The following is a 12,509-nucleotide window of genomic DNA, read 5'->3' as shown; positions in this document are numbered from 1 at the left end:
ATTAAGTTTTGAAAACGCTATCAAATAAGGGGGAGGAAGACAGAATGAAAAATTGGTTGAAGAGTTTTCTTTTGGTAGGCCTTGTGGCTGGTGGGCTGGCTGCTTGTTCCGGTGAAACAGGAGGAGAGTCCTCTGGAGAGAGTGGCGAAAGCGGAGATCCATCCGGTGAAATTACCGTTTGGGGCTGGAACGTAGCTGCGGAATCGATGGAGCTTGCGGTTGACGGGTTCAAAGAACAATACCCGGATGTTGAAGTAAATGTAGAAGATATCGGACGTTTGGATGTTTATGAAAAGTTAACCGTAGGACTAGCTTCCGGTGGGAATGGACTTCCGGACGTAGTCATGGTTGAATCCGATCGTCTAGCCAACTATCAGAATCAATTCCCGGATGCAATTGCTAACCTGTCTGAGCTTGGTTACGATGAGCACGCAGATCAATTTGGGGAGTATAAAAAGTCGGTAACACAAAATGAAGACGGTGAATTTTTCGCAGCTCCTTGGGACGTAGGACCTGCAGGTGTATTCTATCGTACAGATATTTTTGAAGAAGCAGGCGTAAACCCAGAGGATATCAAAACGTGGGACGACTACATTGAAGCAGGTAAAACCATTCAAGAAGCAACAGGAACAAAAATGGTTCCAATTGATGTTGCAGCGGATGATGCGCTTTACCGTATGATGCTGAACCAGCAAGGAGCTTTTTACTTTGACGAGGAAGGCAACATTGATGTGGCTTCCGAAGAATCACAAAAAGCCTTTGATGTGATCCAACGTTTGCATGATGAAGATCTTGTCCTGAACAACAACGGTTGGGATGGTGTCGTATCTGCAACGGTTAACGGCGAAGTAGCAACTGTTCCATTCGGTGTATGGTATTCCGGAACGATCATGGATCAGGCTCCTGATCAAAGTGGAAACTGGGATGTCTTCTACTTGCCGGCATTTGAAGAAGGCGGAAACCGCGCAGCCAACCTTGGTGGGTCAGACTTAGTGATTCCGTCTTCTACAGACAATGAAAGTGCAGCCTATGCATTCGTTGAGTATTTCACAACAGAAGTAGATCCACAAATGAAGGCACTTAAAGAAAAAGGAATCTTCCCATCTTTAGAAACAACGTATGAAGAAGATTACTTCAGCCAAGAATCCGAATTCTTTAACAACCAACCTGTTTTCCAACTGTTCGCGGATGAAGTATCTGATATTCCTGTAGCGAATTACACGGCTGATTATGCACGTGCGTTCGATACGATGTCTGATACGCAAGCATCCATCCTGCTTGACGGCACGCCGATTGAAGAAGCGCTTCAAAACGCAGCGGACAAGCTTGAAAGTGAAACAGGACGCAGTGCAAACTAATTGACTCCCTAAAAAAATAGAACGGAAAAGGTCGATCTCCCGAAGTGGAGATCGACCTTTTTTTACAAGACTTTGGTGTTAAAGGATATCATCCGTCCATTTCAGATCGAAGAGGAACAGCAGCGCTTCAGGAACGGTGGGTTTCCTGGACTTCCCGTTGGTTTGGTCCCTATCGGATACAGCCTTTATGGATCGAGGCTGAACCTGCAACAAAGGAGCTCTTATTAAGGGGAAAAAATGAATGTAATTTTTCTGAAAATGGAGCAGACAAACGGAGGAAGCTATGTTACTATTAAGTAAATTAAATTAATTAACAAAGTATGAAGCCTAAAATGAAAGCGCTTTTAGTACTGACCAATATCTTTGAGGGGGTAGAACATTGTGAGTCAACCGAATGCTGAACAGATGGCAAACGCCAATCACGAACCGAACAAACAGCCATCTAAGAAACCGGGTCCGTCCAATCAAAAAACGAAATCCCGAAAGAAATGGATCACACCGAAAACGGTGCCGTACTTATTTATCCTTCCAGCTGTTACATTCTTCTTGATCTTTACCGTATATCCAGTCATTTCGTCTTTATTATTAAGTTTTCAAACGCGTGCAGGATCAGGGTATGAATTTGTTGGACTGGATAACTACATTCGATTGTTCCAGGACACCTTATTTTACAAAGCCCTCGGAAATACGTTCCTCATTTTGCTTATCCAAGTACCGATTCAGTTGTTCTTAGCTGTTGTCATTGCAGTGGCGCTTAATTCACAACTGGTGAAAATGAAGAGCTTTTTCCGGATTGCTTTCTTCATGCCGGCGATTACGGCACTGGTCGCATCTTCAATCATCTTCATGATCATTCTTGATGAAAACTACGGCCTTGCCAACTATGTACTTTCATTGTTTGGTATTGAGGCAATTGCCTGGTTGTCCGATCCATTCTGGGCAAAAGTCGCTTTGATGGCAGCCATCACTTGGCGCTGGACCGGGTATAACATGGTCATTTTCCTTGCCGGTCTCCAAAACATCCCTGGTTCGCTTTATGAAGCCGCAGAGATGGACGGGGCAGGAAAGGTCCGTCAGTTCTTTTACATTACCGTGCCACAATTGAAGCCGATCTTTTTGTTCACTTTCGTATTATCCACCATCGGTACGCTGCAGTTGTTCGATGAGCCCTACATTCTTACGCAGGGTGGTCCAAACAATGCCACACTGACCATCACGCTTTATTTGTATCAAAATGGCTTCCGTTACTTCGACTTCGGTTACGCATCCGCCATTGCTTATGTTCTTGTATTAATCATCGGGGTCCTTTCCTGGGCACAAATGAAATGGGCAGGTGAAGATAAATGAATCAACAGATCAGTCCACTTAAAAAGACGTTTCTATACGCTTTCTTATTCATAGGAGTCATCATTTCCGTCTTCCCGTTCTATTGGATGTTTGTCGGGGCAACGAACCCGTCAGGAGAGATTTTCAAGGTTCCACCGAACTTCCTCCCTGGTAATTATGGATGGGAGAACTTTAAAAATCTGAATGAAAACATTGGCATCATCCGCGTGATGGGGAACTCCTTGTTCATTACGCTGACGTTTACTGCAATTTCCGCTATCGTTTGTACGGCAGCTGGCTATGCTTTTGCGAAGTTCCAATTCAAAGGACGTAACGCCATTTTCTTCATGCTGCTTGTCGCGATCATGATTCCCTATCACGTGACGTTGATTCCTTTGTTCGAAATCTTCGGAAGTGTCGGCTGGTTGAACACGTTCCAGGCGGTCATCCTTCCGCAGGTCGCTTATCCATTCGCCATTTTCCTAATGAGACAGAACATGCAGTCCATTCCGGATTCTTTGCTTGAAGCTGCGCGTGTCGATGGGGCCGGAGAGTTTCATATTTTCTTCCGCATCGTCCTTCCAGTGATGCGTCCGGCGCTCGCTGCTGTTGCGATTTTCTTGTTCATGTTCCAGTGGAACAACTTCATTTGGCCGCTCGTCGTTCTGCAATCACAGGAAATGTACACCTTGCCGGTCGCCCTCTCAAGTCTTGTCGGGATGTCACGGATCGACTATGGGCAAGTCATGATGGGAACGACGCTCTCTACTTTACCGATCATGATTTTCTTCTTGTTGTTGCAAAAGCAGTTCATTTCCGGAATTCTCGGTGGATCTGTCAAAGAGTAGAAGGAGGAGCAGCCGTTGATCTATATTAATGAAGAAACGCAACAATTTCATCTAACCAACGGACGGATCAGTTATATCTTCCACGTCATGAAAAACGGACAGCTCGGCCACCTCTACTATGGCAAAGCTCTCCGTGACCGGGATTTCCGTCATTTTCAAGACTATGAAAATACCAACCCTTCAACGACACATGTGTTTGAAGGGGACCCCGGTTTTTCATTGGAAACTGTCAGGCAGGAAGCGCCAGTTTACGGAAAAGGAGACTTTCGTACGCCAGCGATCATTTTAGAAGAACCAAAAGGCGCGTCCGTCGCTGATTTTCGCTATAAACATCACCAAACGATAAAAGGGAAGCCGAAGTTAGAAGGTCTTCCGGCAACTTTTGCTGAAGAATCAGAAGCAGAAACCCTTGTAGTAACGCTTGTAGATGTCCAGGCGCAGGTGGAGTGGGAGCTCATGTACACCATCTTCCGTAACCTTCCTGTCCTCACAAGAAGCAATCGCCTCACCAATAACGGCGAAGAGCCGGTAATCTTGAAGCATTCCATGTCTGCTTCCATCGACCTCCCTGACGCGGATTATGAAATGGTTCATCTATCAGGCGCATGGGCCCGGGAACGACATATCGAGACGAGGAAATTAACTCCAGGCGTTTCGTCGATCGGGAGTATGCGCGGAGCGAGCTCGCATCAGCACAATCCTTTTCTCGCTTTGAAGAGGAAGGAGACGACCGAAGACAGCGGGGAAGCGATGGCTATGCAGTTCGTCTACAGTGGGAATTTCCTCGCTCAGGCTGAAGTTGATCAATATGATACCACACGCTTGTCGATGGGCATCCATCCTCAGGCTTTTCAATGGAAACTGGCGCAGGGTGACAGCTTTCAAAACCCGGAAGTGATTTTGACATATACCGAAAATGGTTTGAATGAAATGAGCCAGTCGTTTCATGACTTGCACCGCAGCCATTTGATTGCACCTCGTTGGATGAAAAAGGAACGCCCGGTTCTAATCAACAACTGGGAAGCGACGTATTTTGATTTTAATGAAGAAAAATTGGACCGTTTTACAGATGAAGCGCGGGATCTCGGAGTCGAGCTGTTCGTTCTTGATGACGGCTGGTTTGGAAAACGCAATGATGATACCACTTCGCTTGGCGACTGGTTTGTCGATGAAAAGAAACTCCCAAACGGAATTGGAACGCTTGCGGAAAAAGTAAAAGCGAAAGGACTTCAATTCGGACTCTGGTTTGAGCCGGAAATGATCAGTCCTGAAAGTGAACTGATGAAACAGCGTCCTGAATGGATCGTCGGTCCACCGCACAGACATCAGACGTTGGAAAGAAACCAAAAAGTGCTCGATTTCGCCAACCCTCAGGTCGTCGATTACCTGTTCGAGCGGATGTGTGCACTCATTGACGAAACCGAACTCGACTACATCAAATGGGACATGAACCGCAACATCACCGAACCTTATTCCCAATATCTGTATGACCAGGTCAACTTTTTTCACCAGTACATTCTAGGAGTCTATGAGTTGTATGAGCGTTTGACGACGAAATATCCGGATGTATTGTTCGAGTCTTGTGCGGGCGGAGGCGGACGGTTTGATGCGGGGCTTCTTTATTATGCTCCCCAGGCATGGACGAGTGACGATACGGACGCTGTAGAACGGTTGAAGATTCAATACGGTACTTCTCTCGCCTACCCTTTATGCAGCATGGGGTCGCACGTGTCCGCAGTACCGAATCACCAGACGTACCGAAACACGCCTTTGAAGTTCCGTGCTGATGTCGCTTACTTTGGGACGTTCGGCTATGAATTCGATCCCAGTCAATTGAATGAGGAAGAAAAAGCGATTGTAAAAGAACAAATCACTGAATTTCAATCGCTGCGTCGTTTGATTCACTCGGGGACGTTTTATCGCCTCGCGAGTCCATTTGAAAATCAAGATACAGCCTGGATGGTCGTATCAGAGGGAAAAACAGAGGCCGTCATCGGCTGGTACCGGGCTCATTATTTTCCGAATCCGAAGAATGACCAGGTGTTAAAACTAAGCGGTCTGGATCCTCGGAAACGGTATGAAATCGAAGGAATGACCGCCACGTTCTATGGCGACGAACTGATGCATCGCGGTCTCCCGCTCGGCGTGGAATTCAATGGGGCAAATCATACAAAAGCAGAACGTAGCGGAGATCATCAGTCTCAGCTTTTCGTTATCAAAGAGAAAAAATGAAGAAGGAGGGAATAGAAATGGAAGATTTACTTTCCGTTTTTTATGAGAAATTCAACGGAGAACAGGACGCCCGTAAGTTTTTCGCTCCAGGTCGTGTGAATTTGATCGGCGAACACACGGACTACAACGGAGGTCATGTGTTTCCGTGCGCCCTGAGTGTAGGAACGTATGTCGCAGCAAGAAAAAGAGATGATCAAAAGCTTCGATTTTATTCTATGAACTTTCCAGACAAAGGAATTGTAGAATCTCATCTAGAAGGACTAGTATATGAGGAAGATCATGACTGGGCCAATTATCCGAAAGGCGTCATTGATGTTTTTCGAAAAGCCGGTTACGACATCGATTCAGGACTCGATCTTGCTTTTTACGGCAATATCCCGAACGGCGCCGGCCTTTCCTCCTCTGCATCGATTGAACTTGTTACCGGCGTCGTGCTGGAAGAATTGTTTGATTTATCGATGGACCGCGTGAAAATGGTTCAGCTTGCTCAACGAGCAGAAAACGAATTTGTCGGCGTCAACTGCGGCATCATGGATCAGTTCGCGATAGGAATGGGGAAAAGTGATCATGCTCTTCTTTTGAACTGTGACACTCTGGATTATCAGTACACGCCTGTTCAACTCCAAAATCATACGTTGATCATTGCGAATACGAATAAACGACGCGGTCTTGCGGATTCCAAATATAATGAGCGTAGAGAGGAATGCGAACAGGCCCTGAAGCAATTGAAGCAAGTCGCTTCTATTCGTAGTTTAGGAGACTTGAGCGTTGAAGATTTTGAAACACACAAATCAATCATAAAAGATGCGACCGTTCGGAAGCGCGCAAAGCATGCGGTCTATGAAAATGAACGCACGATTGAAGCGGTTCATCAGTTGAATGCCGGCGATATGGAAGGGTTCGGCAAGTTGATGAACGCTTCTCACGTATCACTGAGAGATGATTATGAGGTAACAGGAAAAGAACTGGATGCCCTCGTTGAAGCGGCCTGGAACGAAGGAGCTGTCGGATCCCGCATGACAGGAGCCGGATTCGGTGGTTGCACGATCAGCATCGTCAAACGAACGCATGTGGATGGTTTCATCGAGGCGGTCGGACGACGATATCAACAGCAAACAGGGTTAGAAGCCGATTTTTATGTCGTAGAAATCGGAGATGGAGCGAAACGATTAGAGGAGGAGAAAATATGACTGTACTTGTATGCGGGGGAGCGGGGTATATCGGAAGTCATGCGGTAGCACAGCTCCTGGACCAGGGCGAAACCGTCATCGTCGTGGATAACCTTCAGACAGGTCATCGCCCTGCGGTGCTCGATGGGGCAAAACTCTATGACGGAGACCTCCGGGATGAGACGTTTTTGAACACCGTATTCCGAGAGAATGACATCGACGCCGTCCTCCATTTTGCTGCCGATTCCCTTGTCGGAGAAAGTGTGGAGAAACCCCTCCAATATTATGATAACAATGTCGGGGGAGCCACCTCGCTTTTGAAGACCATGGCCGCCCATGACGTGAAGCGGATCGTCTTTTCTTCGACGGCCGCTGTATATGGGGAGCCGGAACAGATTCCGATTCAGGAAAACGATCCAACCATGCCGACCAATCCTTACGGGGAGACGAAACTTGCCATCGAAAAAATGCTCAAGTGGGCTGAACAGGCTTACAGCATTCAGTACACAGTCCTGCGTTATTTCAATGTGGCAGGAGCGGACGTGAAAGGACGTATTGGAGAAGATCATCGTCCGGAAACGCACCTTATTCCAATTGTTCTACAAGTGGCGCTTGGTCAAAGGGAGAAAATCATGATCTTCGGTGACGACTATCCGACCGCAGACGGTACATGTATCCGTGATTACATTCACGTTGAAGATTTGGTAGCTGCTCATCTGCAGGCGATCGATCGCTTGAAAAAAGGAGGCGCAAGCGCCATTTACAACCTTGGCAACGGGCAAGGTTTCAGTGTGAAAGAGATCATTGGAGCGGTCCGGAAAGTTACGGGTCATCCGGTCCCGGCGGAAGTTGCGCCGAAACGTCCCGGGGACCCGGCACAGCTTGTCGCATCCTCTGAAAAAGCGAGGAAAGAGCTTGGCTGGGAACCTCATTATCCAGAAGTCGAAAAGATGATAGAATCCGCATGGAAGTGGTTTCAAGAACATCCACATGGGTACGAAGAGTAGAAGGGCGGTGAGGGTATGACGATTTATCAGGATATTGAACATCTCATTCATTACGGTCTGCACAAAAAGATGATCTCCGTATGGGACGTTGTTTATGTACGGAATCGTCTATTCCATTTATTCCAGCTTGAAGGCGCTTCCGTAGAAGTTTCTCCTGAAGACGAAGACTACACGACTCCTGTTGCTATCCTTGATCGCATGCTTTCTTATGCGGTGGAAAAAAGGATCATCGAAGAAGATACCGTCACAGACCGGGATCTCTTTGATGCGAAAATCATGGATATTCTCGTACCGCGTCCCTCAGAGGTAAACCGGAATTTCTACTACAAATTCGAAAAAGAAGGACCGCAGGCAGCAACGGATTATTTTTATCAACTATCCAAGGACTCCCATTACATCCGCACAGACCGCATCGCTAAAAACAAGCATTGGTTCAGCCACACAGAATATGGAGATTTAGAGATCACGATCAATCTATCCAAACCAGAAAAAGATCCAAAAGCGATTGCAGCGGCGAAAGCGAAGAAACAAACATCTTATCCGGATTGTCTGCTATGTAAGGAGAATGTCGGGTACGCCGGCAGGCTCGATCACCCGGCGCGGGACAACCACCGGATCATTCCGGTTGATCTCGAAGGCGAGCACTGGTTTTTGCAGTATTCCCCGTACGTGTACTACAACGAGCATGCGATCGTTTTATCACGGGAACACCGTCCAATGAAGGTTTCCAAGGAAGGCTTTGATCGTCTCCTCGATTTCACAGATCAACTGCCCCACTATTTCGTCGGTTCCAATGCCGATTTACCGATCGTTGGTGGATCGATTCTGAGTCACGACCACTTCCAGGGGGGGCACCATGAATTCCCGATGGCGAAAGCGCCGGTGGAAGAAACCTTCGATATTCCAAGATTCAAAGATGTTGAGGCAGGAATTGTCCGCTGGCCGATGTCTGTCATTCGCCTGCGAGGTGAGGACCGTCACCGGGTATCGGAACTCGGAGATGTCATTTTACAGTCGTGGCGGAATTATTCGGATGAAGAAGTGGAAGTTTTCGCAGAAACGGAGGGGGAACCTCATAACACGGTAACCCCGATTGCCCGTTACAAAGATGGACAATATGAGCTCGATCTCGTCCTCAGAAACAACCGGACGAACGACGCGCATCCGCTTGGCATCTTCCACCCACACGAAGAAGTGCATCATATCAAAAAGGAAAATATCGGCCTCATTGAAGTCATGGGGCTTGCCGTACTGCCTGGACGGTTAGTCGAGGAAATGGAGCAGCTCAGTCGATACATCAAAGAAGAAAAATTAGACGTGGCGGCAAATGATGGAGCAGTCGCAAAACACGTGCCATGGGCGAAACAGATCGAATGGGATACAACGACAGAACAAGCCGTCTGGGAACAATTGCAAGAAGAAATCGGACGACGTTTTTCAACAGTTTTGGAACATGCAGGGGTGTTCAAACGTACAGAAGTAGGGAAGGAAGCGTTCCAGCGTTTTATGAAACAATTAGGTTAAGGAGGCGGTGACCAATGGTCGATGTGTGTACGTACCAGAAGACGAAATTCAAAAGTCTGGATGCCGTTGTACTGGAAAATGAGAGTGTAAGAGCGGTAATCCTGCCGGGGTACGGGGGGAAGATGGTCAGTTTCTTTGATAAAGAAGCCGATTATGAATGGCTGTATCAGACCGATCGTCCGAACCTCGAAATCCCGCCATATGGAGCGGATTTTTCCAAATATGATTCCAGCGGATTTGACGAAATGTTTCCTGGAATCGACAAAGGTCCCCACCCGACCAACTGGAAAGAGGTCCCTGATCACGGTGAAGTATGGACACTGCCGTGGGAATATAAAGCAACCCATGACGGTGTTTCCCTGGAAGTTCACAGTCCGGAATTTCCTTATGCATTGAAAAAGAAAATCTGCCTTCATGGCGATGGTGTGACAATTAAATATGAAGCGATCAACAAGAGTGACGAGCCTTTTCCATTCATTTGGACACCACATGCGCTGCTCAACCTGGATGAATACACAGCCATCGAAGTACCTGAAGACTTGAAGCAGGTGATGAATGTTGAAAAAGGATCCCAGCATCTCGGCGACTGGGGGAAAACACATGATTATCCGGAGACAGAATCAGCGAAAACAGGCAGTAAAATTGACCTGAGCGAGCTTGAGCCGATGGAGGAAGGGACAGCGGAGAAATTTTATTTCACTGAGCCGCTTTCTAAGGGATGGTGTTCACTCGTCCAACCCAACTTGAACAGAAAATTGACCTATCGTTTCCCTGAGAACAAGGTGCCGTATCTCGGCGTTTGGAAAACGCGCGGCGGCTACCGTGGAGAGCACAACATTGCATTGGAACCATGCACCGGCGTGTACGACGATGTGTATCTTGCTGAAAAAATCGGCAAAGTATCCTACATCCCGGCCCACGGGTCTTATACGTGGACATTGAACATCGAAACAGGAGGCTTATAAATGACGTATTTAGGTGTCGATTACTATCCGGAACACTGGCCGGAAGAAATGATGGGTGAAGACCTTCAGGGCATCAAAGACATGGGTGCCAACATCATTCGGATCGGAGAATTTGCATGGCATCTCATGGAAAAAGAGGAAGGCGCCTTCGATTTTTCCTACTTCGATCGTGTGATTGAAAAAGCGAAACAGCACGGCCTTGATGTCATGTTCGGGACACCGACAGCAACATTCCCAGCCTGGCTCGCTCAGAAACATCCATCCATTTTGTCTGAGAATGAAAACGGTAACAAGAGGGTGTTTGGCGGTCGCCGCCAATATTGCTTCAACTCAGACAAATACCGTCAATACGCAGCAGGGATTACGAAAAAACTCGTCCAGCACTATAAAGATGAAGAAGCGATCGTCTCTTGGCAGATTGATAACGAATTCGGTCATGAAGGAAGCGACATGTGCTACTGCGATCAGTGTTATGCCGCTTTTCATCAGTATTTGGAAAACAAATACGACAGTGTAGGACAGCTGAATGACGAGTGGGGAACGATTTTCTGGGGACAGACGTATAACGACTTCTCTGAAATCCCGATTCCAAAGCCGACGGTAACGACTCACAATCCGACATTGAAACTGGAGTGGGCGCGTTTTCGTTCCGCTTCTGTCAACGAATTTACGCACGAGATGACGGCGATTGTCAACGAACATAAAGGAAGCCATCAGACAGTGACCACAAATGTGTCCGGCGGGTTTTTCGATAAGTGGTTCGACCACGAGGAAAATGTGAAGCCGATGGATTTCGTATCCTATGATAACTATCCGGTATGGGGCGGACTCGAAAAACCGATCCCTCCAGAAGCGATTGCCATGACACACGATTTCAACCGTGGTTTATTGGACCAGAATTATTGGATTGTCGAAGAACTGATGGGAGCCCAGGGTCATGATGTCATCGGCTACCTGCCACGTCCGAACCAGGCGAAAATGTGGTCCTATCAAGCGTTCGCACATGGCTGTTCCAATATGCTCTACTTCCGCTGGCGTGGCATGACGAAAGGCGCCGAGCAGTTTTGTTACGGTGTGGTGGATCATGACAATGTATATGGTCGCAAATATAAAGAGGTCCAATCTCTTTTCAACGAAATCAAAGAGCACGAAGAATTGTTGAATGCGGAAATAAACTCTGACGTTGCGGTTCTCTATGATTATGACAACATCTGGTCATGGCGTTCGCAGATCCAGAGCAAAGACTTTGATTTCAACGAAGAATTGCTTCGTTTGTACCGACCGTTTTACCGGAAAAATACGAACATCGACGTCATCCCGGCCAGCCGTGATCTCAGTACATACAAAGTCGTACTGGTCCCAGTCATGCAGTTGATGGATGATGCACTCGCCAGTCGTCTCCGAACCTTTGCAGACGAAGGCGGTACCGTCATCTTTTCCTACCGTGCCGGATTGAAAGGCAGGGACAACAACATCCGGCTTGGCGAAGTTCTGCCAGGCCCAGTCCGTGAGTTGATCGGTGCTCGCGTGGAGGAAATTGAATCTTTAACCGCCGCGCACCAGCTTGAACTGCAGGGAGAAGGATCGTTTGCTGACGTTCCCGCTCACATTTCCGTGTGGCGCGACCTCCTCGTTCCTGAACAAGCAGAAACGCTCTATTCGTATCAGGATCAATTTTACAAAGGGTACGCAGCCGTGACGAAAAACTCGTTTGGAAAAGGGAGTGTCTACTACGTCGGTGGTGGTTTGAGTGAAGGGGCTTTGGAGAAAATTGCTGCTGATGTGACGAGTGACCGCGGCATTCAAACGATCGAGTCTGAACGTGATGTGGAAGTGTATCGCCGTCATATCGGTGGGGATTCATACCTATTTTTGATGAATCACAGTGATAAGGAAAAGTCGTATGGTATGGAGAAGCTGGGTCCATTTGAAAGTAGAATTGTGAAGGGATAAGGAAAGTGCAGGAGAGAGCTCCTGCACTTTTTTTGTTTAATTGATATATTTTGGATTTGGCCGATATATTAGGAGTTTGGTTGGTATATTCAAGATTTGATTGATATTTATAATTTCTGGTTGATAA

The 12,509-nt window shown here is 47.2% G+C and carries 9 protein-coding genes; all 9 read left to right on the top strand.

Annotation, left to right across the window (positions count from 1 at the left end; all coding sequences use genetic code 11):
* The first annotated feature begins 44 nt into the window (after positions 1-44).
* The gene (locus K2225_RS08925; protein ID WP_220584425.1) at positions 45-1,358 is read left to right on the top strand and encodes an ABC transporter substrate-binding protein; all 1,314 of its coding nucleotides are present in this window, start codon (positions 45-47) and stop codon (positions 1,356-1,358) included.
* A gap of 381 nt (positions 1,359-1,739) precedes the next feature.
* Positions 1,740-2,705 carry a carbohydrate ABC transporter permease gene (locus K2225_RS08920; RefSeq protein WP_370632730.1) on the top strand — a complete coding sequence of 322 codons (966 nt, stop codon included), beginning with the start codon at positions 1,740-1,742 and terminating at the stop codon, positions 2,703-2,705.
* Positions 2,702-3,532 (top strand): carbohydrate ABC transporter permease, encoded by an 831-nt coding sequence (locus K2225_RS08915; protein WP_220584424.1) that lies wholly within the window; start codon positions 2,702-2,704, stop codon positions 3,530-3,532. The genes K2225_RS08920 and K2225_RS08915 overlap by 4 nt, the downstream gene beginning before the upstream one ends.
* 15 nt (positions 3,533-3,547) lie before the next feature.
* On the top strand, positions 3,548-5,764 hold the full coding sequence (locus K2225_RS08910; RefSeq protein WP_255574352.1) for an alpha-galactosidase: 2,217 nt from the start codon (positions 3,548-3,550) through the stop codon (positions 5,762-5,764).
* Positions 5,765-5,781: 17 nt separating this feature from the next.
* Positions 5,782-6,954: a galactokinase gene (locus tag K2225_RS08905; protein WP_220584423.1), complete on the top strand. Its 1,173-nt coding sequence runs from the start codon at positions 5,782-5,784 to the stop codon at positions 6,952-6,954.
* The gene (galE, locus tag K2225_RS08900) at positions 6,951-7,940 is read left to right on the top strand and encodes a UDP-glucose 4-epimerase GalE (protein WP_220584422.1); all 990 of its coding nucleotides are present in this window, start codon (positions 6,951-6,953) and stop codon (positions 7,938-7,940) included. The genes K2225_RS08905 and galE overlap by 4 nt, the downstream gene beginning before the upstream one ends.
* Positions 7,941-7,955: 15 nt before the next feature.
* On the top strand, positions 7,956-9,464 hold the full coding sequence (gene galT, locus K2225_RS08895; RefSeq protein ID WP_220584421.1) for a UDP-glucose--hexose-1-phosphate uridylyltransferase: 1,509 nt from the start codon (positions 7,956-7,958) through the stop codon (positions 9,462-9,464).
* Positions 9,465-9,478: 14 nt separating this feature from the next.
* Complete coding sequence (locus K2225_RS08890) at positions 9,479-10,429, top strand: aldose epimerase family protein (RefSeq protein WP_220584420.1); 951 nt, start codon at positions 9,479-9,481, stop codon at positions 10,427-10,429.
* Positions 10,430-12,382 carry a beta-galactosidase gene (locus K2225_RS08885; RefSeq protein WP_220584419.1) on the top strand — a complete coding sequence of 651 codons (1,953 nt, stop codon included), beginning with the start codon at positions 10,430-10,432 and terminating at the stop codon, positions 12,380-12,382.
* Positions 12,383-12,509 lie beyond the last annotated feature (127 nt).

This window comes from Halobacillus sp. Nhm2S1, from assembly GCF_019599545.1.
GTDB lineage: Bacteria > Bacillota > Bacilli > Bacillales > Halobacillaceae > Halobacillus.
This window is presented reverse-complemented; position numbering and strand designations above follow the sequence as displayed.